The 22096-nt window shown below is 66.5% G+C and carries 22 protein-coding genes; 7 read left to right on the top strand and 15 right to left on the bottom strand.

The genetic code is table 11. The annotated features are described in order from the left end of the window. Positions 1-5: 5 nt before the first annotated feature. The 3 genes from ACU0B3_RS02465 to ACU0B3_RS02455 are packed head-to-tail and all read left to right on the top strand — an operon-like array spanning position 6 to position 2121. Positions 6-1148, top strand: coding sequence for a bifunctional 2-C-methyl-D-erythritol 4-phosphate cytidylyltransferase/2-C-methyl-D-erythritol 2,4-cyclodiphosphate synthase (locus ACU0B3_RS02465; protein ID WP_446259222.1), 1143 nt, complete (start codon positions 6-8; stop codon positions 1146-1148). Then, the gene (locus tag ACU0B3_RS02460; protein ID WP_446259221.1) at positions 1145-1633 is read left to right on the top strand and encodes a phosphatidylglycerophosphatase A family protein; all 489 of its coding nucleotides are present in this window, start codon (positions 1145-1147) and stop codon (positions 1631-1633) included. Before ACU0B3_RS02465 ends, ACU0B3_RS02460 begins: the two co-directional genes overlap by 4 nt. Beyond that, positions 1630-2121, top strand: coding sequence for a CinA family protein (locus ACU0B3_RS02455; protein ID WP_446259220.1), 492 nt, complete (start codon positions 1630-1632; stop codon positions 2119-2121). Before ACU0B3_RS02460 ends, ACU0B3_RS02455 begins: the two co-directional genes overlap by 4 nt. A 4-nt stretch (positions 2122-2125) precedes the next feature. Here ACU0B3_RS02455 and ACU0B3_RS02450 read toward each other — a convergent pair whose 3' ends face one another. Together ACU0B3_RS02450 and ACU0B3_RS02445 are read right to left on the bottom strand one after the other, a co-directional pair. Further along, positions 2126-3469 (bottom strand): MmgE/PrpD family protein, encoded by a 1344-nt coding sequence (locus ACU0B3_RS02450; protein WP_446259219.1) that lies wholly within the window; start codon positions 3467-3469, stop codon positions 2126-2128. A gap of 84 nt (positions 3470-3553) precedes the next feature. Further along, entirely contained in the window at positions 3554-4000 is a 447-nt protein-coding gene (locus ACU0B3_RS02445; RefSeq protein WP_446259218.1) for a type II toxin-antitoxin system RatA family toxin, read from the bottom strand. A 112-nt stretch (positions 4001-4112) separates the two neighbouring features. Between ACU0B3_RS02445 and hpt the strand changes: the two genes are divergently transcribed. From hpt to ACU0B3_RS02430, 3 genes are all read left to right on the top strand, one after another. Then, positions 4113-4649, top strand: a complete 537-nt coding sequence (gene hpt / locus ACU0B3_RS02440) for a hypoxanthine phosphoribosyltransferase (RefSeq protein ID WP_446259217.1) — start codon at positions 4113-4115, stop codon at positions 4647-4649. Positions 4650-4739: 90 nt separating this feature from the next. Continuing rightward, the gene (locus tag ACU0B3_RS02435; protein WP_446259216.1) at positions 4740-5219 is read left to right on the top strand and encodes a c-type cytochrome; all 480 of its coding nucleotides are present in this window, start codon (positions 4740-4742) and stop codon (positions 5217-5219) included. Between the two features lie 8 nt (positions 5220-5227). Further along, positions 5228-6115, top strand: coding sequence for a c-type cytochrome (locus ACU0B3_RS02430; RefSeq protein WP_446259215.1), 888 nt, complete (start codon positions 5228-5230; stop codon positions 6113-6115). Positions 6116-6326: 211 nt separating this feature from the next. Here the strand turns inward: ACU0B3_RS02430 and lipA are convergent, their stop codons facing one another. After that, entirely contained in the window at positions 6327-7295 is a 969-nt protein-coding gene (lipA, locus tag ACU0B3_RS02425; protein ID WP_446259214.1) for a lipoyl synthase, read from the bottom strand. Between the two features lie 216 nt (positions 7296-7511). Beyond that, on the bottom strand, positions 7512-8588 hold the full coding sequence (locus tag ACU0B3_RS02420) for a DUF6456 domain-containing protein (protein ID WP_446259213.1): 1077 nt from the start codon (positions 8586-8588) through the stop codon (positions 7512-7514). Between the two features lie 277 nt (positions 8589-8865). On the opposite strand from ACU0B3_RS02420, the gene ACU0B3_RS02415 reads away from it, so the two are divergent. Continuing rightward, a complete protein-coding gene (locus ACU0B3_RS02415) occupies positions 8866-9162 on the top strand; it encodes a DUF6477 family protein (protein WP_446259212.1) in 297 nt (98 codons plus the stop codon). A 322-nt stretch (positions 9163-9484) separates the two neighbouring features. On the opposite strand, the gene ACU0B3_RS02410 is transcribed toward ACU0B3_RS02415, so the two are convergent. The 11 genes from ACU0B3_RS02410 to ACU0B3_RS02360 form a co-directional block, all read right to left on the bottom strand. Then, a complete protein-coding gene (locus tag ACU0B3_RS02410; RefSeq protein WP_446259211.1) occupies positions 9485-11083 on the bottom strand; it encodes an isochorismatase family protein in 1599 nt (532 codons plus the stop codon). Positions 11084-11250: 167 nt separating this feature from the next. Then, on the bottom strand, positions 11251-12099 hold the full coding sequence (locus ACU0B3_RS02405) for an N-acyl homoserine lactonase family protein (protein WP_446259210.1): 849 nt from the start codon (positions 12097-12099) through the stop codon (positions 11251-11253). Positions 12100-12165: 66 nt separating this feature from the next. Then, a complete protein-coding gene (locus ACU0B3_RS02400; RefSeq protein ID WP_446259209.1) occupies positions 12166-13254 on the bottom strand; it encodes a vWA domain-containing protein in 1089 nt (362 codons plus the stop codon). Between the two features lie 64 nt (positions 13255-13318). Further along, positions 13319-14200 (bottom strand): AAA family ATPase, encoded by an 882-nt coding sequence (locus ACU0B3_RS02395; protein WP_446259208.1) that lies wholly within the window; start codon positions 14198-14200, stop codon positions 13319-13321. Beyond that, positions 14200-15231, bottom strand: a complete 1032-nt coding sequence (locus tag ACU0B3_RS02390; protein WP_446259207.1) for a xanthine dehydrogenase family protein molybdopterin-binding subunit — start codon at positions 15229-15231, stop codon at positions 14200-14202. Before ACU0B3_RS02390 ends, ACU0B3_RS02395 begins: the two co-directional genes overlap by 1 nt. Before the next feature lies 1 nt (position 15232). After that, positions 15233-17074, bottom strand: a complete 1842-nt coding sequence (locus ACU0B3_RS02385) for a xanthine dehydrogenase family protein molybdopterin-binding subunit (RefSeq protein ID WP_446259206.1) — start codon at positions 17072-17074, stop codon at positions 15233-15235. After that, positions 17074-17556 carry a (2Fe-2S)-binding protein gene (locus tag ACU0B3_RS02380; RefSeq protein WP_446259205.1) on the bottom strand — a complete coding sequence of 161 codons (483 nt, stop codon included), beginning with the start codon at positions 17554-17556 and terminating at the stop codon, positions 17074-17076. The genes ACU0B3_RS02385 and ACU0B3_RS02380 overlap by 1 nt, the downstream gene beginning before the upstream one ends. Beyond that, positions 17557-18336, bottom strand: a complete 780-nt coding sequence (locus tag ACU0B3_RS02375; RefSeq protein ID WP_446259204.1) for an FAD binding domain-containing protein — start codon at positions 18334-18336, stop codon at positions 17557-17559. Beyond that, complete coding sequence (locus ACU0B3_RS02370; protein ID WP_446259203.1) at positions 18333-18779, bottom strand: SRPBCC family protein; 447 nt, start codon at positions 18777-18779, stop codon at positions 18333-18335. Before ACU0B3_RS02370 ends, ACU0B3_RS02375 begins: the two co-directional genes overlap by 4 nt. Then, a complete protein-coding gene (locus ACU0B3_RS02365) occupies positions 18779-19219 on the bottom strand; it encodes an SRPBCC family protein (protein ID WP_446259202.1) in 441 nt (146 codons plus the stop codon). Before ACU0B3_RS02365 ends, ACU0B3_RS02370 begins: the two co-directional genes overlap by 1 nt. Next, a complete protein-coding gene (locus ACU0B3_RS02360) occupies positions 19220-22060 on the bottom strand; it encodes a flotillin domain-containing protein (RefSeq protein ID WP_446259201.1) in 2841 nt (946 codons plus the stop codon). Between the last annotated feature and the right edge of the window lie 36 nt (positions 22061-22096).

Below are 22096 nucleotides of genomic sequence, written 5' to 3'. Positions count from 1 at the left end.
CGGGCATGAGCACGACGCCCTCCTTTGCTGCGCTGATCGTCGCCGCCGGACGCGGGCGCCGCGCGGGCGGAGACATCCCCAAGCAGTGGCAGACGCTGGCCGGTCAGCCGGTGGCGGCCTGGACCGTCGCGCGGTTCCGGGCGATGCCGCAGATCAGCCGCATCCTGCTTGTCGTGCACCCGGACGACGCCGCTTATGCGGAGGAGATCACGGGCGTGACCTGCGTGCCGGGCGGCGCGACGCGCGCGGCCTCGGTTCGGGCGGGGCTGGCGGCGCTTGCAGAGGACCCACCCTCCCACGTGCTGATCCACGACGTTGCACGCTGCACGGTGCCGGCGGAAGTGATCGCCGCAGTGTGCCACGCGCTCGAGACACACGACGGTGCCGCCCCCGGCCTTGAGGTCAGCGACGCACTCTGGCGCGTCGACGCGGGCGCGATCAGCGGCACGCAGGACCGCGGCGGGCTCTTCCGCGCGCAGACGCCGCAAGGGTTCGACTACGCCGCGATCACGGCCGCGCATGACGCCTTCCCGGGCGAGGCCGCCGACGACGTGGAGGTCGCGCGCGCCGCGGGGCTGGACGTGGCCTGCGTGCCGGGCGATGAGGCGAACCTGAAGATCACCACGCCCGGCGACTTTGCCAGGGCCGAAGCGCTTTTGAGGACGACGATGGACATACGGCTGGGCAACGGGTTCGACGTGCACCGCTTTGGACCTGGGGATCACGTGACGCTCTGCGGGCTCGACATCCCGCACCCGCGCGGGCTGCAGGGCCATTCGGACGCCGACGTCGGCCTGCACACGATCACCGACGCCCTTTATGGCGCGCTGGCCGAAGGCGACATCGGCCAGCACTTCCCCCCGTCCGATCCGCAGTGGAAGGGCGCGGCGAGCGACATCTTCCTCAAGCACGCGGTGGCGCTGGTGGCGGAACGGGGCTACCGGATCGCCAATGTGGACCTGACGCTGATCTGCGAGGCCCCCAAGATCGGGCCACACGCGCCGGCGATGCGCGCCCACGTGGCGGGTCTGATGGGGCTCGATGTGGCGCAAGTCTCGATCAAGGCCACCACGTCAGAGCGGCTCGGGTTCACCGGGCGCGAGGAAGGCATCGCGGCGCTTGCCACCGCGGCGCTGGTGCGCGCGTGACCCCTGCCCGGCTGATCGGCACGCTGGGCGGCGTGGGTCTTTTGCGTCCTGCGCCCGGCACCTGGGGCTCGCTCGCGGCGCTGCCGCTGGCCTGGGCGCTCGACGCGCTGGGCGGGCCGGTGCTGCTCGGGGCCTGTGCGCTGGCGCTTTACCCGCTCGGGCTCTGGGCGCTGGGGCAGCAGGACGCGGGCCAAGCGGACCCGTCTGAATTCGTGCTCGATGAAGTGCTGGGCCAGTGGATCGCCGTCTACCCTGTGGTGTTCGGCGCGGCGATGGCAGGCCACCCGAGCCTGTCTCTGTGGCCGGGCTGGGTGGCGGGGTTCGTGCTCTTTCGGCTGTTCGACATATTGAAACCCGGGCCCGTCGGCTGGGCGGACCGGCAAAAGACGGCGCAGGGCGTGATGCTCGACGACGTGGTCGCGGGCGCGCTGGCGGCGGTCTGCGTGCTGGGTCTTGCGGCGCTTTTCCATGGGGTAGCCGGATGAGTTTGCCGAGCCTGATCCTCGCGGAGGCGCGTGCGCAGGGCGTGACGCTGACCACCGCCGAAAGCTGTACGGCGGGCATGGTGGCAGCGGCACTGACCGACCCGCCGGGCGCCTCGGCGGTCTTTGAACGGGGCTTTGTCACCTATTCCAACGCCGCCAAGACCGAGATGCTGGGCGTCGATCCTGCGCTTTTGTCGGCGCATGGCGCGGTGTCCGAAGAGGTCGCAGCCGCCATGGCGACCGGCGCGCAGCAGGCCGCAGGCGCGGCGCTTGCGGTGGCGATCAGCGGGATTGCCGGGCCGGGCGGGTCGGAGACCAAGCCCGAAGGGCGGGTCTGCTTTGCACTTGCTTCGGCGCGGGGGACCACAGCAGAGACGGTCGAGTTTGGAGCCTTGGGCCGGGCGGGCGTGCGGCTCGCGGCGCGTGATCACGCGCTGCGGTTGCTGCTCGGCGCGTTGAGAGGCGGCGCGACAAAAGGCAGCGCCTGAAGCGTCAGCTCGAGGCGCGGGGCTCAGTCTCCGGCGGCTCGAAGGCTTGCGCCAATTCCGAAGGTGACGCGTAGCGCAGGATGCGGCGGCGCAGGGTCAGCGCAGTGTCCTGGCCGACAAGTTCGCTTGATTTCGACAGCACCCGGCGGGTGCGCTGCGCCAGGGTCATCGGTGTGTCGAGGTTGCCGAACGCCTCGTGCACATCGCCGTCCGTCGTGCGGAGCGCAAGCCGGGCCTGCGTCTCTCCAAGGCTCTCGTCACCGGCCACATGCACGCGCTGGCCAAAGCCGATGACATGAGGGTCCTGGGCCACGTCCATCCCGTAGCTTTCGAGCCTCGACGTGCTGATCCCGCGTGCGGCCATCGCGAGCACGCCGGCAAAGGAGAACTTGAGCTCGAGCCCCGTCATCGGCTGCGGTTTGTCACAGACCCCGAGCCAGCGCGGGTGGACCCGCACATCCAGCGAGGCGATCTGATCGGGCGCGACGCGCGGCAACGCCGCAAACGCCTCGAGCGCGGCGTGCAGGCCGTGGCAACAGGCGTGAAACTTGTGCTGCACCCGCGGCAGCCGCCAGACGGCGCCAAGCTGCGTCAGCCCGCTGGTGTCCAAATCGCCGTGGTGCGTCGCGCCAAAGCCCTGCATCCCCTCGAGACCGCGGGGTTTGGACTGGAGGCCGTGCGAGACGAGCAGCGCCGCCTCCACCCCGTTCGAGGCCGCGATCCCGGCGTTGTAGGGCTTGCCCATCGTGCCGAACTGGCTCTTGAGCCCGGAGGCGCGGGTGGAGACGAGCCCGATCGTGCGCGCCATCTGCTCGGTATCGAACCTGAGGAGCCGGCCCGCCGCGATTGCCGCGCCAAAGGCGCCTGCGGTGGCGGTCTGGTGAAACCCGATCTGGTAATGCGCGCGGCCGAGCCAGACACCCACGGCAATCGACGCCTCCATCCCGATGAGGGCCGCGTCCTGGAACGCCCGCCCCGAGACGCCCGCACGCTGCGCCATGGCGAGCGCTGCCGGGATCACCGCCACGGAGGGGTGGCCGATGTGGTCGAAATGGGTGTCGTCGTAGTCGAGCGCGTGGCTGATCGTGCCGTTGGCCAGCGCCGCCGCGCGGGCAGGCAAACGTGGCCCGTGCACGACGGAGGCTTGCGGCGCGCCGCCCTCCTCCCGCACCATCGCGCGCACCCGGCGCGACACGGGCTCTTCGGCGCCTGCGATGGCGACGGCAAACCAATCCTGCAGCGACAATTGAAAGACGGAACGCGTGGCCTCGGGTATCTCGCGCGCAGGCTGACCGGCACCAAACCGTGCCAGCGCACGCGTCGCGACAGCGTCCGATACGTCCATCATGGACGGCCTCCACAGGTTCCCTAGCGTCGTATACGACAGAACACAGGAGGACGTACAGAGGTTGCACAAAAATGAGACGGTTGCCTAACCGTAGAGCTGTGCCGCGCGCTCCTCGAAGGCGCGCACGATGCGCTGCATGGCCTGGTTGAAGACCACGCCGATCACGCGCTGCAGGACTGCGTTCTTGAACTCGAAGTCGACAAAGAACGACACCTCGACCCCGCCGTCCACATCCTTGAAGTCCCACGTCGACTTCATGTAGCGAAACGGGCCGTCGAGGTACTCGGTGTCGATGTGGCGGGTCTCGGGGTAAAGTCCGACGCGGCTGCCGAAGCGTTCGCGGAACACCTTGAAGGAGATCACGAGGTCGGCCAGCACCTCCTCCGCATCCCCTTCGAGCGGGTTCCGCTCGCGGATGCGCGCCGCCGCGCACCATGGCAGGAACTCGGGGTACCGCGCCACGTCAGCGACCAGATCGTACATCTGCTGCGCCGTGTACGGCAGGGTGCGGGTTTCGGAATGAGTTGGCATGAGCCTCTGATTTGCAGTATCGCGCTCAGGCGATGTCGTATCCTGGCGCGCGAAAATCAAGTGCAAAGGCGCCGTGACGCGGCGCCGCGAGGAGCCAGCCAAAGAGGTATCCATGCCAGAGGCGCCCTACACGATCGACCAGATGATCTCGGCCAAATCCATCGCCGCGCGGATCGAGGCGCTCTGCGGTGAGATCGCAGGCGAGTTCGCCGGCACGCAAAAGCTGGTGGTGGTGGGCCTGCTCCGAGGCTCGTTCGTGTTCATCGCGGACCTCGTGCGCGAGCTTGACCTGCCGGTGGAGGTCGACTTTCTCGAAGCGTCCTCTTACGGCGACGGTACCGAATCGAGCCGGGAGGTGCGCATCCTCAAGGACCTGCGCGGCGCCATCGAGGGGCGCGACGTGCTGGTGGTCGAGGACATCGTCGACACCGGCCACACGCTGGCGCATGTCACGCACCTCTTGGCGGCGCGCAGCCCGGCGCGGATGAAGACGATTGCCCTGCTCGACAAACCCTCCCGCCGCGAAGTGGACATCCGCGCCGACTGGATCGGGTTCGAGATCCCCGACGAGTTCGTGGTCGGCTACGGGATCGACTACGCGCAGCGCAACCGCAACCTGCCCTTTATCGGGAAGGTCCGGTTCCTCTGACCACGCCGCTTGCGCGCTGGACCTGCGACGCAATGACGCTACCTGCCCTGACACAGTGATCCCCGCCACACCGCCAGGAGACCCAGTTCGATGCCCCGCAAATTCCTTGTCCCCACCGTCGCCGCCCTGTCCGTCGCCGTCACCACCGCCGCCTTTTCCGGCGGGCACGGCAGCCCCGAAGAGCAGGTGATCGGCGCGCGCAACGCGTTGATGACCTTGTATGGGTTCAATTCCGGCATCCTCGGAGGCATGGCCCGCGGCAACGTGCCCTACGACGCCGAAAGCGCGATTGCGGCGGCCGAGAACCTCGCCGCGGCCGCGTCCATGGACCAGATGCACTTTTGGGTTCCGGGCACGGACAACGTCGCGATGGAGGGCAAGACGCGCGCCCTGCCCGCGATCTGGGAGACCCCGGACGACTACGCCGCCAAGAATCAGGATCTCGCCGACGCTGCCGCGGCGCTTGTCGCCACCGCCGGGGATGGGGTCGAGGCCGTCGGCGCGGGCATGGGCCAGGTCGGCGCCGCCTGCAGCGCCTGCCACAAAGCCTACCGCGGTCCGCGCATTTAAGACGCGCGATGCCGCCTATCTTGCGCTGGTTGCTCGCGATCCTCGCTTTTGTCGGGGTCGCCGGCTGGGTCCTGACGATGCCGGACACCCACGACGCCGCCGCCTTTGACGGGCTGGTGGGCGATGCGGAGGCGGGTGCATTGGCCTTTGCCGCCGGCGGGTGTTCCTCCTGTCACGCAGCGCCCGGCGCATCGGGCGCGGACAAGTTGGTGTTGGCTGGTGGTCAGCGACTGGAGACGCCTTTCGGCACGTTTGTGGCCTCCAACATCTCCCCCGGTCCCGCGGGCATCGGCGGCTGGAGCCTAATGGAATTTGCGAACGCCGTGCAGCGCGGCGTGTCGCCCGAGGGCGCGCACTACTACCCCGCCTTCCCCTACGCCTCCTACAGCCGCGCGTCAGATCAGGACATCGCGGACATGTTCGCCTACATCCAGACGCTGCCCGTCTCAGACCGCGCCTCCGAGCCGCACGACATGGCCTTTCCGGTGACGGTCCGCAGGGGGATCGGGCTCTGGAAGGCGCTGAACATGCCCGAAGACTGGCACCTTGAGGTCGGCGATGACCCGGTGCTGCTGCGCGGCCGTGAATTGGCCGAGGGGCTGGGCCACTGCGCCGAGTGCCACACGCCCCGCGATGCCACGGGCGGACTCGACCGGGCGCGCTGGATGGCCGGCGCAGAGAACCCGTCAGGCCCCGGCCGCATTCCCGGCATCACGCCCGACCAGCTCTTCTGGAGCGCCTTCGACCTCGAAGCCTACTTCGAGTCCGGCTTCACGCCCGAGTTCGACAGCGCCGGCGGTTCCATGGCCTCAGTCATCGAAAACCTCGCGCAACTGCCCGCCTCGGACCGCGCCGCGCTGGCGGCTTATGTGAAGGCGTTGCCTGCGGCGGACTGACGTCGTCGTGCTCGTGACATCGAGGCCCCGGGTCAACCCCGGGCCGGGAAAAGCAAACCCGTCCCGGACTTGATCCGGGACCTCCTGTCCTGTCGAACTGAACGTTTTGCTTTCTCGGTAGCAAGGCAGTCGCATCTTTGACGTCGAGGCCCCGGGTCGACCCCGGGGCGGGAGAGATACCCGTCCCGGACTTGATCCGGGACCTCGTCACCTACTGCGCCAACGCCTTTTCCCGCGCCGCGCGCAGACGGGCGAAATCGTCGCCTGCGTGGTAGGACGAGCGGGTCAAGGGCGTGGCGGAGACCATCAGGAAGCCCTTGCCCCACGCCGCCTTCTCGTAGCCCGCGAACTCGTCCGGCGTCACGAAACGGTCGACCGCGTGGTGCTTGGGCGTGGGCTGCAGGTACTGACCGATGGTCAGAAAGTCGATGTCCGCGGCGCGCATGTCGTCCATCACTTGCAGCACGGCCTGCCGGTCTTCACCGAGGCCCACCATGATGCCGGACTTGGTGAACATCGCGGGATCGAGCTCCTTGACCCGCTGCAAGAGGCGCAGCGAATGGAAGTAGCGCGCGCCGGGACGCACCTCGGGATAGAGTCCGGGCACCGTCTCGAGGTTGTGGTTGAAGACATCGGGCCGCGCCTCGACAACCACCTCTAGAGCGCTGGCATCGCAGCGGATGAAGTCGGGCGTCAGGATCTCGATCGTCGTGCCCGGGGCCTGCTTGCGCACCGCCCGGATGGTCTGGGCGAAATGCTCCGCACCGCCGTCCTCGACATCGTCGCGGTCGACGGAGGTGATCACGACGTGGTTGAGGCCAAGCGTCTTGACCGCGTGCGCAACGCGCCCCGGCTCGAACGCGTCGAGCGCCTCGGGCGGCTTGCCGGTCGCGATGTTGCAGAAGGTGCAGGCGCGGGTGCAGACCTCGCCCATGATCATCATCGTGGCGTGACCCTGGGACCAGCACTCGCCAACGTTCGGGCAGCCGGCCTCCTCGCAGACGGTCACGAGCTTGTTCTCGCGCATGATGTCGCGGGTCTGCTTGTAGCCCGCCGAGGTCGGCGCCTTGACCCGAATCCAGTCCGGTTTCTTGGGCTGGACGTTGTCCGGCTTGTGCGCTTTTTCGGGGTGGCGCAACTTTGTTTTGTTCAGGACGGGCGGCGTGACGTTTTGTTTCATAAATTCCCCGCGACACTGGTCCCACCATATTTAACGTGAGACCCGTGCAGGGGAAAGGCACCCGGCTGCAATTCCGCCATGCGGACCGCGCAGACCCAGATCTTCGGATCGCACCCTAGCGTAACGAGTGCCCCTGCTCCGACGCGCCGCGCGTGCCTTGGCTTTCGGTCGGGGTGCGCCCGGCAGCCGGGTGCCGTTTTCGGGGTCTGTCGCGCGTCAGCCGATCAGCGGGCCATGAGGGCCATAGGTCTCGTCATAGTGCCGGCGCAGCCGCTGGAGCGCGATGCGCAGGACGATCTTGCCCGAGCGGGCCGACCAGCCCATCCGCTTTTCGGCCGTCTCCAGCCCTTCGAGAAAACAGCAGCAGCGCAGCACCACGTCGCCAAGGCCCGGGCCGAGGTCACGCAGCGCCGCCATCACGCGGTCCTTGGCCTTGTCCGAACCGCCCTGCCCGCCGCTGGAGGCGTAGCTGGAGGACGTGCCGGCGGTCAGGAACTTGTCCCAGTTCTGCGTGACCTTGGGACCGAGCTGCGCCAGCTCGAAATCCTCGCGGAGGCGCTCGCCGGCGGCGACGAGCTCGGGCGCAAGAAAGGGCGTTCCGTCTTTCTCTTTGCGGCGGCTGAGCGCGGCGAGCGGCGATTCGGCGAGGTTGTAGCGCACACGGCGCGGCGCGCCGCTGCCGGGGTCTTCGCCGTCCCGGTCCTCGAGGATGCGGTGCTGATCGCCGTATTGCGCCTGCGCCTCGGCGCGGTCGCGCGCCTTGTTCTCGTCCTCGGCGATCATGCGGCTGAGCGCGGCGCGCCCGGGTCCGGTGATCGTGTAGCGGCTGATGCGGCCGGGGGATTTGCACGCGATCCAGTCGCTGAGCGCCAACCGTTCGGCCACGTCGCTCGCCACCACAGCGGTGCGGGTTGGCGTGCCGGTGCCGGTGTCGCGCACGACGACGGCCTTGTCCATGTCCTGCGCCACCGCCAACAGCGCGCCGGTCTCGCACATGCGGCGCAGCACGCGGCGCGCCTCGCGCTGGAACTTCGCCTCTGCCACCGCTTCGGGCGGCAGCGCGTTGGGTCCTTGCAGTGACATGGCATGTCCTTCCGTGTGAGGTGGCGTGGGCGTTTCGGTGAGGCCAAGGTCCGTCCCGAGCCGGGTGAGCGCAGCGTCCATCAGCGGATCGTCCCGGCGCGCCTCGAGCCGCCGGACCTGGCGCAGGATCGTCGAGGGGTGGCAAGCCGATTGGCGCGCGATCTCGCGGATCGGCTGGCCGTGTTCGACATGGGTCAGATAGGTGCGCACCGTGTCTGGTACCCATGCCGGCCAGCGCGGCGTCGGCGTCGCGGCGCCCCTGTCCCGCTTTGCGTTATCCAAAAGGTATCCCCAGAGTTATCCCGAGTTTTTACACAACCTATACGTGTATTTGTTACCGAAACGTTAAAACTGACCGATCAGATGCCAGCATTGTTTCCAAAAGATAAACAGTTCTGAGAGCGGCGCGCGCCGCTTTTGCCGCGCCCGCAACACCCCGCAGGGCTGTGGAAGGTTTGGACCAGATACCACGAGGGGAGCCTTTGCCATGCAAGACCTGATGTCTGTTCTCAAGCGCCTGCACCGCCCGCGTCTTTTGGCGCGCGCCGCCCGGATCGGTGCCGAGCAATACCAGCGAGGCCGTCACCTGCGCCGCGTTCTGCAGCTCGAGCGCGCGCCGGGCTCGGGGGTTGCCGTGATGGCGCTATTGGAGCTCGAGGCCGAGATGGACGAGCTGCGTCGCGCTGATAACGCTGGATATTCCGCACTGCGCCACATCGACGTGCTGATCGCGATCATCGGCGAGGCGCGGCTGTTGCGGATGCATGGTGTTGCGGAGGGCTAAGTTGTGCGCGGCCTGTGCTTCCGTCTGACAATTGGTTCTTCAACATAGACCATGCGCAAGCCGCAAAGCCCATGTCTTCACCGACCTTGAGCACACGACCTTAAAGCTGATCCATCCGAAATCGATGAGCACGCGCCGGCCCGCGGGGTGGCGCATCGCGCCGCCCGTTTTGCCGAAGGAAAACCTACGGTTTGACGGGGGCGGGTCGGCGCGGCCTGACGGTGCCTGTCAGGCGGGTGCTTTGGTCCAAGTCAGTTTGCATGAGCTTAAAGCTCACCCGCTTGAGACCGGACAGACTCCACTCAACCTAAGGATGTGCGCCCTACCCCAACGCTGCAATCACGGCATCGACATTTGTGACCGTCGCCACGTTCTGCATCGCGAAGTTCACGCTGGCCTTATGCCAGTCGGCGTTCATCGTCGAACATGCGTCCTCCGGCAAGATCACGGTGTAGCCGAGGTCCGCCGCCGTGCGCGCGGTGTGCTCCACGCTCATGTTCGTCCAGGCGCCCGTGTTGATAATCGTGTCCCGCCCGGCCATGCGCAGATGCGCGTCGAGGCGGGAGGTCGGAAAGGCCGACATTGACATCTTTTCGATCACCAGATCATCGCCCTGCGGCTCCAGCCCCTGTGCCGGCTGCACACCCCAGGTGCCGCGCACCAGCGCGTTGGCCTCCTTGAGGCCGCGCAAAAGCGCCGAGTGCTGGCCGAGGTGCGGATGGCCTGGCTCGCAGACAAACCAGACGTGGCAGACAAGCACGCCGCACCGCCGGCACGCCTCGAGAAGCCGCGCGGAATTGGCGACGACGTTCTGCTGCTTGGCGTGCACGGGCGAGCCCGACCCCGCGAACGCACCGCCGTCGATGATGACGTCGTTCTGCATATCCTGCACGATCAGCGCGCAGCGCGCCGGGTCGAGACGGTCGATAACCGTTTCGATCTCGAGCCCACCCGACTGGATGGCAGGCGCGCTCAGCGACGCCGCGGTGCCAGCCCCCGCACCCGGCTTCATAAACGACTCCTCCTTGCCGCGCGTCTGCGTCTGCAGCTCGTAGACCGAGGTCGAGGCACAGATGTAAAGCGTGCTCCAATCCGCCCCGCCCCAGTGCAGGTTGGCGGTCAGCTCCGGTACCCCGATTTCGCCCAGCTTGATCCCGTGGAAATCGTAGACCCAGATGCCCCCCGGCGCGGTGACGAAGATGTTGCCCTTGTCGTCGACCTTCATCCCGTCGGGCACACCCGGCCGCCCCGCCTCCTGGATCCCCGAGGCAAAGATGCGCGCGTTGCGCAGCTGGCCGTCGGCGCCCACATCAAAGAATCGAATGTTGGCCTGATCGGTGTCGTTCACCCACATGAACTTTTCGCACGGAGACAGACACAGCCCGTTCGGCTGGCTGAACATGTACCGATCGCTCACCAGCACCGCCTCGTCGCCCGGGCGATGGCCCGGCGGCAGCATGTAGACACCCTGAAAGCCCATGACCGTGGGGCGCGGCACGCCAAACCCCTCCATCCGGCCATAGGTCGGGTCCGTGAAAAAGATCGCCCCGTCCGAGCGCACCACGACATCGTTCGGGGAATTGAGCTCGCGCCCCTCGAAGTGGGTCGCCAGCACCTCCCGTCGCCCGTCTGGCGCAAAACGCACGACGCTCGACGTGCTATGCTCGCAGGCGATGAGGTTCAGCTGCGCGTCATAGGTCAGCCCGTTGGCCTTGTGCGAGGGGCGCATGACCTCCGCCACACCCTGCCCGGGCGTGTATTTGCGCCGCACATCCGCCGGCATGTCCGAAAAGAGCAGCGTCTGGTCCTTGGGATGCCACAAAGGGCCTTCGGTAAAGGTAAACCCCGTGCCCAGCTGGCGCAGGGGCGCATGGACCGAGACAAGCTGGTGAAAGCGGTCATCGATGGCTTTGTGGGTCATGGCGGGTCTCCTCGGCAGAGAGGCCCCGGGTCAGGCCCGGGGCGCGTTGGTCTTGGCGTTCCCCGTCCCGGGCGCGACCCGGGACCTCGCGGTCTTTGCATCCTCCGTCCCGGGCGCGGCCCGGGACAAGCCCGGGCACATGAGCTCAGCCGGAGCGCCAGCACCCCTCACATCGGGAACCATTGCCGCGCCGGCAGGCTCTCGGTCATCGGTCCGGGCACCTGCATCCCGAGCCGGCCCACCACCTGCGCGTTCTCGATCTTGGCCGGGCGGTCGTGGATCGGCAAAAGGAACGTGTAGTTCTGCAAGAGCTTCTTGACCGCGCCCTTCTCCGCCCGTTTCGAGCCCGAGTGGTTGCCGGTCACCTGCGGCTCCATGTGGTTGTTCACGCGCACATGGTTCACGATCTGGTCGTTGAAATCGTAGATCACATCGCCGCAGATGCACGCCAGCCCCTCGGCCGTCTCCACGATCACGTTCATCGACCCTTCGGTATGCGCGCCCGCGGGCTCACACCAGACGCCCGGGATGATCTCCTCGGCACCGGTGATCTCCAGATCGAGAAAACGCATGGCATCCGGTTCGTAAATCCGCTCCACCAGGTGCAGAATGTCGGGCTTGGGATACTGGGGGTACATGATGCCCGAGACGCTGAACTCCATCTCGCGGCGGTTGATGACCACCGTGGTGTTCATCGGGAACTGGTCGTCCTTGCCGGCGTGGTCGATGTGCAGATGCGTGTGCAGGATATAGCGGATGTCACCGGGTTTCAGCCCGTGCTTGGCCAGCTGGGTCTCGATCATGTTCTCGTGGAACTGAAGCCCGCGCATCCCGAGGCTCTCCATGATCGCGTTGTCGCGATACCCTGTGTCGACCAGCACCGGATAGGTCCCCCCGGTGATCAGAAAGCCATAGACCGGCACCCGCCGGGTCCGCCCGCATTCGTGACCCAGCACCAGAAACGAGGTCTCCAGCTCGATGTCGCCGTAGTCCAGCACGTGAATTTGCAAAGCCATGGTGGGTCCTCCCGGGTTACGCCGGCGTGCGCCGGGCGCCTTGGTTCGTGATGTGTGCGGCGCCGGTCATGCCGCCCGCGCCGCCGTCAAAAGCTGGTGTGAGATCGTGCCGAGCGTGCTGCCGTCGCTGAGATCGTCGAGCCAGGGCAGGATGCCCGCCATCGCCGCCGTGGCAGGGCGATAGGCGGGATCGGCAGCCAGCGGCGTCAGCCAGTGCAGGCGCCAGGCCAGTCGCGAGAGCCGCCGCGTGGCCTCCACCATCAACGCCGGATTACCCCGCTCCAGCCCGTCCGACAGAACCGCCACCAGCGCCCCACGCGCAAAGCCCGCATAGCGCGGCACCGCGAGGAAGGCACTGAGCGCCTCCCCAAGCCGCGTGCCGCCGTCGAGGTCCGCCAGTGCCGCGCCTGCTCTTGCCAAAGCGCGCGTCTGGTCCACCGGCGCCAGCGTCTGTGTCATCCGCGTCAGCCGCGTGCCGAGGGTAAAGACCTCCGCCCGCTCCGCGCTCTGCACCAGCGTATGGGCAAAGCGCAGATGCGCGTCCGAGCGCTCCTTCATCGAGCCCGACACGTCGATCAAGAGCACGATCTTGCGCTGCCGCTGCTTCCGCCGAGTTTCCGGCAGGCGCATGACCTCCCCGTCCCGCCGCGCCGCCTCTTTCAGAGCGCGGCGCAGGTCGATCCGATCGCCGCGCTTCACCGACTTCCGCCGATAGCTCAGCCGCCGCGGCAACCTCGCATCCGCCTGACGCGCAAAGACGGCCAGCGCCGCATCCTCGCCGCCAGCAACACCGCGCGCCGCCAAGCGCTCCGCCGCCGTGGCCTCCTCCCCGGTCGGCTCTTCGGCCTCCTCGATCTCGACCTCCAACGAACTGTCATCCGGCTCGACCGCATCGACCTCGTCGTCATCGCCCTCGGCGTCGGCCATGACCTCACGTCCGGCAAAGATCGCGTCGAAGATCGCGTCAAACTCTGCCCGCCGCTCCGGCGGGATCGCAAAAAGCGCCAGCGCCGCCGACCGCACATCCTCGAGGCCATCAGGCCCAAGAAGGCCCACCGCCGCCACAAACCCCTGCGTCTGATCCGGCGCCACGGCAAAACCCGCGGCCCGCAAAGCGCTCGCCAGGGCAAAGAAGGGCTGGAGGACCTGGCGCATCAGCTCCCCTTCATCTTCCAAAATAAACTCAAAATCCGGCGCTTGCCGCCCGCGCAACGCCCGCTCATGCTGCCTCTCCCGGCAACACCTGCGCCATCCGCCCTTCGAGATAGGCAAGATCGTCCTGATCCTTGAGAGCGACCCCAATAGCCCGGCGAAACGCGTCCGGCCAGCGCGCGCCCTGCGCGGCCAAAAGCGTCGCCGCCTCCGCCCACTCCACCGTCTCGGCCACACCCGGCGGCTTGGCCAAGGGCTCGGCGCGCAAGAGACCGACCGAGGCCACCACCGCCTCCGCCGTCGCCCGCGCAACGGACGAGGCGCGCATCATCACGATGTCTGCTTCGAGCTCCGGCGAGGGGTAGTCGATCCAGTGGTAGACGCAGCGCCGCCTGAGCGCTTCATGCAGATCGCGCGTGCGGTTCGAGGTCAGCACCACAATCGGCGGACGGCTCGCCCGCACCGTGCCCGTCTCGGGGATCGAGATCGAAAAGTCGCTCAGAAACTCGAGAAGGAACGCCTCAAACTCCTGATCAGAGCGATCGATTTCGTCAATGAGGAGAAGCGTTTGCGCGGGGTTCTTCAAGCTCTGGAGCAAAGGCCGTTCGAGCAAAAAGTCCTCGGCATAAAGGTTCACATACGTCTCACCCGCCTGCCGGATCGCGAGCATTTGGCGGGGGTAGTTCCACTCGTAGAGCGCGCCCGCCGCATCGATCCCTTCGAAACACTGCAGGCGAATCACGTCCCGCCCCATCACGCCGCTCAACGCCTTGGCCGCCTCGGTCTTACCCACGCCCGGCGCGCCTTCGAGCAGCAAAGGCTTGCCAAGCGCCAAAGCCAAGTACATCGCCGTCGCCAGATCGTCCGACGCAATATACTGCGCATCGCGCAAGGCTTTGGCCAAGGGCTGAGGCCCGTCGATCCCCGATATGACCGGCGTGACCGCCATCAGCGCGCCCCGCCGAACGAGGGCTTGCGCACCCCGCCATTGGCATCGAGCCCGCGCAGGATCTTTTCCGGCGTGATCGGCAGCTTGTCCACGCGAACCCCCACGGCGTTGTAGACCGCATTGGCAATCGCCGGCAGGACTGGGTTCGCGCACATCTCGCCGGGTCCCTTCCCACCATACGGCGCATCCGCCGCGGGCCGTTCTAGGATCGCGATGTGATGATCGACGGTCTCCCCCGGCCCCGGCATTAGGTAACCGTTGAAATCCTCGGGCCCATGCTTGCGGTCGGGGTAGTAAGGCTCCGTCGTCTCATAAAGCGCATGGCTCACCCCCATCCAGGCACCGCCAACGATCTGTTGCTCCACGAGCTTGGGGTTGAGCGCGCGGCCGACCTCGTAGGCCGAGTTGATCTGCGTAACCTCCACCTCACCCGTCTCATCGTCCACCGTCAGGTCCACGACCAGCGCGGCATGGGCGTAGGTGGTGACCGGGCTCATCTCGCCGGTGTCGGGGTCATAGCCGGACGGCTCGATCAGAAAGATGCCCCGCCCGGCGAGCGTCTTGCCCTGTTTGAACTGCGCAGCCTGCGAGGTCTCCATCACCGTGATGCTGCGCGAAGGCGCACCTTTCACATGGATGTTGCCTTGCCCGTCGGTATCGAGATCCTGCGCGCTCACCTCCAGCTCCTCGGCGGCGGCCTCCATCAGCTGCGCGCGCGCCTCGCTCGCCGCCCGGATCACCGCATTGCCCACCCGGTGGGTGCCGCGCGAGGCAAAAGACCCCATGTCGTGCGGTCCCGTATCGCTGTCGGCGGTGTCCACGTAGACATCCTCGATCGGGATCCCCAGCGCCTCCGCCGCGATCTGGCGCGTCACCGACTTCATCCCCTGGCCCAGATCGATGGCGGAGAGCGTCACCATGAACTTGCCATCCGGCGTCGCATGCACCAGCGCCTGCGCCGGGTCACCGCCCATGTTCATGCCGATGGGATAGTTGATGGCAGCAAAGCCGCGTCCCTGATGCACCGCCATCTCAGCGCCTCCTCGACCCGGACAGGAACCGCGACACACCCGGACGCTTCACCCCTTTGGAGAATTTTTCCGCTGGCTTGTACGGCTCGGCGTCCGGCGCACTTGTCGCGGCTGGCGCAGGCGGCGCAGCCTGCGGCGGCGGGCTCGGCGGCGGTGGAGCGCTGTGCGCGCCACGCGGAGGCACAGGCGCCGCGCCTCTCGGCGGCTGCGGCATGGCCGGGGCGGCAGGCGGAGGCGCTCTTGGCGCAGGCTCGGCGCTCTGCGGGATGTCGTGCCCGATCCGCTCGGCCAACATCTGCATGTCCGGGCGCTGCACCTCGACGGCCTTTGCCTCCTTCCCGCGCGTGCCGGCGGGCAAACGGCGGGTGGGCGCATTCGAGGGCGCCGCGCGCGCGGTCTGGCCGGCGCGCCGTGCGCCCACCCTACCCTCGTCATCGAGCGCCGTCTCCGGGATCAACTGGCGCTCTGCCGTCGTGCCCGTCATCGACGTCGCCGCCATATCCTCGACCGGCAGTACCCAGCCCGCCTTGCCCGCGACCACCTGACAGCACTCGACCAGCGCGCAGTTCTTGGCAGGCCTGCGGTGCGCCTTCATATCGCCGTCGCGGTAGGCGTTGCGGATGCGCAGCGAGATCGGGTCTATCCCCACGACCTCCGCCACCCGGTCCATGTGGCACTCGATGGCAAAGTCGACGCCGGTGATCCCGAACCCGCGCATCGCCGTCGCCGGGGTGCGGTTGGTGAACACGCAATAGGTGTTCGCGGCCACGTTCGGGATCGAGTACGGCCCCGGCAGATGCCCCGTGCATTTTGTGCCGGCATACGAAGACAGCCGCGTATAGGCACCGGCATCGAAGTACCCGGTGAACTCGCGCGCGATGATCTGGCCGTCGTTCATCACGCCATCCTTGATCACCCAGCGCTCCGCCCCGCGCGGCGCACCCACCTGCATCTCCTCGGCGCGGTCCCACTGCATCTTGCAGGGCTTGCCGGTCAGCATCGCGCCAAGCACGGCCAAAGGCTCGGTGAGTGAGTCCACCTTGCCACCAAACCCGCCGCCTGCCGTGCCACCGATGAAGTGCAGGCGCGATGACGGCACATCCAGCATCTTGGCCGTGACCCCGAGCGAAAAGAAGAGCGCCTGCGTGCCGGTGTGGCAGACATACCGGTCGTTCGTTTCCGGCGCGGCGATTGCGCCGCAAGTCTCGATCGGGGCCTGCTCGATGGGAGACATCTCGTAGGTCGCCTCGACCACGTGATCGGCACGGTCAAAGGCTGCGTTCACATCGCCAAACCGCAGCTTGACGTGGTCATAGGGCTCATAATCGAACGTGTTGTTCGGATAGACCTCGTTCACGACCGGCGCGCCGGGCTGGATCGCCTCCTCGACGTCGAGCACGTGGGGGAGCACTTCATAATCCACCCGCACCGCCGCGACGGCCGCGCGCGCCTGTGCCTCGGTCTCCGCAACTATGGCGAGAACCGGCTCACCGACATAGCTCACCTTCTTGTCCGACAGTAGCGGCTCGTCATCGCGGCCGAAATTAATCATCGTCAGGAGCGCGTTGAGGTTGTTCGGAATGTCGCGTGGCCAGATCAGACGCTTGACGCCCGGCATCCGCTCCGCCGCCGAGGCGTCCACATGCCGGATGCGCGCATGATGATGCGGCGAGCGCACGCAGCGAATGTGCAGCAGCCCTTCAAAGAGATGGTCATCGTAATAGGCCGTCGTGCCGCGCACATGACCCTCGATGTCCTGGCGCAGCTTGGGCTTGCCGATCTCGTTGAGGTCCTCGCGCCGCTCGTCGGCAAAGAGATCCTTGCGAAACTCCACCGATCCCATCAGACGGTCCTCCCGTTCAGGCGGTTTGCCGCTTCGAGTATTGCATCAACAATGGGCTGGTACCCCGTGCAACGACACAGGTTTCCGCTGATCGCTTCGGTAACGTCCTCGCGTGTCGGACGCGGGTTCTTGTCGAGGAGCGCCTTCGCCGCCACGAGCATTCCAGGCGAGCAAAATCCACACTGGGCCGCAAAACCTTCCATGAAGCATTGCTGGAGGGCGTGCAGATCAGGTCCGCCCGATAGACCGCGCGTCGTGTCGATGCGCTTGCCGTTCGCAGTTTGCGCAAGCGTCAGACAACCGAGCACCGGCGCGCCGTCGACCATCACGGTGCAGGCCCCACAGGTCCCCTGACCGCAGCCGTACTTCGGCGACAGATCCCCACCCTTGCGCCGCAGCGCCTCGAGCAGGTTCTCCGCAGGATCGACAAAAACGCCCGTCTCGGCGTCGTTGAGCGTAAAGGTCACCGGCACTTTCGCCATCTATCTGGCCTCCAAAAGCACACGTTTAAGCTGAACCGGCGCAACGCGCTTGCGGTACCACGCGCTCGCAAGCGCGTCGTCGGCCGGAGCCAGGTCCTGCACACAGGCCTCGCACGCCCGTGCCACACCCGCTTCGTCCAGCGAGGCGCCCTGCAGCGCCTGTTCGGCACTTGGCGAGCGCATGGGCGTCGGACCCATCGCCCCAAACGCAACGCGTGCGCTGTTCACGCGGCCACCCATCGCATCGAGCCTGACCGCGACCGACAGAACCGAGACGCCCTTGGGCTTGGTCCGGCTGAGCTTGCGAAACCGCAGCTGTTCGGGCCTCAGTCGCGGCATCGTTACCGCCACTACGCAGCCACGCGCCGCATCGCGGCTCTTGAGCATAGCCTCGAGGTCTTCACTGCGCCCGTCCGCCCAATGCACCTGCGCCCCCGCGGCCAGGAGCGCGGTCGCAAAGTCACCGTAGGGATGCGGCGCAAAGAGATTGCCGCCCACCGTCCCCATGTTGCGGAGCGCTGGTCCGCCGATGGCGCGCGCCGCCGGGGCAAAGGCCGCAAGGTCGGGATGCGCGATCACCTCCGCCATGGTCACGCCCGCGCCGATGCGGATGTCAGAGCCTTCGGCTCGCACGGCTTTCAGCTCGGGGTCGGAGACAATGACAAGCCTGTCAATGTCTTGCGGGGCGTAGTTCACCTGACGCATGAGGAGTGTACCCCCGCCGAGGACATGGCCCGAGGTCACCTCTGCGGCGCGCGACACCTGATGCACATCGGTCATGCGCCCTCCAATCCCATCTCGGCCCGGATTGCGTCGAACCCGGCCTGATAGATGCCCTCACCGACAAGTGTGCCAAGCTCCTTTTCGCGTCCCTTGGGGGTGTCGAACCGGCTTTCCCACTCCCAAAAGGTGGCATCTGCGTCGGTCACCGGCGTCAGGCGCACGTGGCTGACGTAATTGAGGAGCGGTACGGGCGTATCGAGCAGGCAGTAGGAATACGCGGTTTCCATGTCGCTGAGCGTCAAAAGCTGTTCGCGCAGCTCGGCACCGTCCTGCAGTTTGAAACGCCGCACGCAGCCGACCATGTCACTGTCTCTTCCGCGCTCAATCTGGCTGGTGGCAATTGCCGGATGCCAGCGGTCATGCCCGTTGAAATCGCGCAGCTGCTCCCAGACCGCCTCGATCGGCGCCTCCAGAACCGTGCTGCGGTACACCTTTGGCATCAGGCGCCTCCGAAGTGGCGTTTGAGCGCATCAAAGCCGCCCTGGAACACGTTATTTCCAATACCGGAAACCAGATCGTCCTCGTCCTCGGGCGCGCAGGAAAACTCCGCCGTCCACTCGATAAACGTCCGGTTGCCCTCGGTGATGGGCGTCAACCTTAAGGTCGCCACGTAATCATCTAAAGGCATTGGACTTTCCAGGATCGCGTAGGTGCAAAACATATCATAATCGCTGAGCCCGAGCAGTTGCTCGCGAATGTTGTCGCCGTTTTGCAGGTTGAAGTTGCGGATGCAGCCGACCTTGTCCGATGGCAGCGCGTCCTCGATGCGGCTGTCGCGGATCAGAGGGTGCCAACGCGGAAGGGCGTTGAAGTCGCGCACGCGCTCCCAGACCTTGGCCGCTGGCGCGCTGACGACGGAGGAGACAAAGACGCGCGCCATTTACTTGCCGCTCCCTTTGCTGGCGTCTTTGGCGGCCTTGGCGCGGGCCAGTTCGGACGACGCGCGGGTCATGTCGGAGGCCGAACGGATGATGTCCGATTTCGCGACATTGGACCCGTCGATTCCGATTTCCTGCATCAGGCTGTCGACGAAAGGCGCTTGCACGCGATAACGCAGGGCGGAGTTCATCACCTCGTCCGTGGGGCTGCTGCCGCCCCCGCCGCCACCGTCCGAGCCGCCGCCGGAGCCGGCCCAGTCGAGCCCCTGAGTACCGGACCCTCCAAGCTGCATAATCTTGATATCGCTGACTTTTTCGAGCGGCTTCACGCTTGCGGACACAATGCCCTCGACGTGCTCGAGCATCTTGCGTTTGAAGAGCGAGTGCCGTGCCTCGTCTGTGAGCACGTTCTCAGCCTCGTTGATGAGCTTGGCGGCCTCGGCCTCCACCGCTTTGCGGACCTGCTCGGCCTCGGCGAGGATGCGCGTGCGCTCGGCCTGCATTTGCGCCTTGAGCTCGTCGACGGTTTTCTCGCGGCTCGCGGCCTCCGTTTCGGCGGCTGTCTTGGACTTTTCGGCCGCCTCCAGGGCGCGGGCCTTGGCGTTCTCGGCCTCGACTGCCGCTGCACTTTCGTCGAGCGATTTTTGGTAAAGAGCAATGGCCTTGTCCATGCTGGCCTCTTCGACGGCCTTCTCGCGTTCGATCTCGAGGCGGCGGCGTTCGGTCTGGTGGCCGATGCGGGCATCGTCGAGCCCGCGTTCGGAGGCGATCTTGGCGCGCTCGACCTCTTCCTGACTTGCGATCTCGGCTTCACGAAGGGCCTGAACCCGTGCGATTTCAAGCTGTTCCAGGGCTTTCTTACGGTCGAGTTTGCGCGCGTCTAGCTCTTGCTCGGCGGTGATTTTCTCGGCGTCGATCACCTTGCCCTTGGCGACACGTGCGGCCTCGATGGCCTCGTCGGCTGCGATCTGGGCGGCGTCCATCGCCTTGTTCCGGGCGATCTCCATCTCGCGGATCCGTTGGTCGCGCGCGATTCGTTCTGCAGAGGTTTCTGCCTCCTTTTCAATGCGTTGGCTCTCGACAAGCCGGCGGGAGGAGATTTCGGCGGCCTCGACGGATTCCTGCTTTTCGATCTCGCGGGCGCGCAGCTCGGCCTCCTTGGCGATCTCGGCGGCCCGGGTGCGGCGCTCTTCGTCGATGCGCGCCTGGGAGACCTCTTCTGAGGCCGCGAGGTTCGCCACGTCCACCGCGCGGTTGCGGGCGATTTCGCGTTCGCGCAGGTCCTGTTCGTAGGCGATGCGCTCGGCGGCGAGCTTCTTTTCCTTGGCGATGCGCGCGGCTTCGGTCGCCTGTTTCGATGCGATTTCAGCTTCTTCGAGGGCTTTCTGCCGGGCGATCTCGAGTTTGCGGGTGGCTTCGTCGGCGCCGATACGCTCGGCGTTCACCGTCTTTTCCTGCTCGATCCGCAGCTTTTCAGCCGCCTCGCGGGCGTTGATGGTGGCCTCGTCGACGGCAAGGTTGCGGGCGATCTCTTTCTCGCGGGTCGTCCGTTCCAGTTCGATGCGAGCTTCGGTCACTTCACGCTCCTGCGCGATGCGGGCCTTTTCGATCACCTCCTTCGCGGCGATGTCGGCCTCGTCGATCATGCGCTGCCGCTCGATCTCGCGCGACTGGGTCTCGCGATCCTTGGCGATGCGCGCCTCGGTGATGGCCTGCTCCTGCGCGATGCGGGCTTTCTCGATGGCTTCTTTGGCAGCGATATCAGCGGCTTGCGTGTCTTTCTCGGAGGTGATGCGGGTCTCGGAGAGCACCCGTTCCTGGCCGATGCGCGCCTTTTCGACCGCCTCGCGCGTGGCAATCTCGGCCTCGTCGATGACCTGCTGCCGCTCGATCTCTTGCTGGCGGATCTTGCGCTCGGATTTGATACGCGCCTCGGCGATCTTTTCCTCGTTGGTGATGCGCGCCGTCTCGATCGCCTCACGGCTGATCAGGGTCGCTTCTTCACCTTCCTTATCGCGCTCGGAACGTTCGCGGGCCAGCTCGGCACGCTGTTGTGCACGGCGGAACTCGATCTCGCGCTCCTGATCGAGCCGTGCGCTCTCGGATTGCTTTTCGATCTCAAGTGTCTGTTTTTCAGCCTCTAAATTGCGCTCGCGGATGCGCACCATCGTGTCCTGTTCGATGTCGTTGCGCAGCTTGCGGCGTGCCTCGACCGCCTCGATGACGGAGGTCAGACCGATGGCGTCGAACTGGTTGGAGGGATTGAAATACTGGATATCGGTCTGATCGATGTCGGTGATCGCAACGCTTTCGAGCTCGAGCCCGTTCTTGTCGAGCCCCTCCTGCGCCAGTTCGGTGACGCGCTCGGTGTAGGTCTTGCGGCCCTGGTGCAGCTCGGCAAGCGTCATTTCCGCCGCCACCGTGCGCAGGGCGGAGATGAACTTCCCCGACAGCAGCCGGTGCAGCCGTTCCGGCTCGAGCGTGCGGCGCCCCATGGTGGAGGCGGCGAGGCTGACGGCCTCCTTCGTGCCGCGCACGCGGACGTAGAATTCGGCGTCCACATCCACGCGGAGGTTGTCCGCCGTGATGAGCGCCTCCTCTTTTTCGCGGGTCACGGCGAGGTCGAGGGAGTTCATGTTCACAGGCGTGATGTCATGCACGATGGGCCAGACAAAGGCGCCGCCGTCGATCACGACGCGCTCGCCGAGAAAGCCGGTGCGCACGAACGCGATCTCTTTGGTGGAGCGGCGGTAAAGCCAATTCATCACCCAATAGAGGATGAAGATGACGATGACGGCGACGATGAGCCAGAGGATCAGCTGTCCGATGAGTTGGCCGGTCATTGGGTGTCTCCTGTGGCTGCATTGAAGGTTAACGGG

It is taken from the genome of Pseudaestuariivita sp. (genome assembly GCF_052825805.1).
Note: the sequence above shows the minus strand (reverse complement) of the source record. Positions and strands in the feature narration are given on the sequence as shown.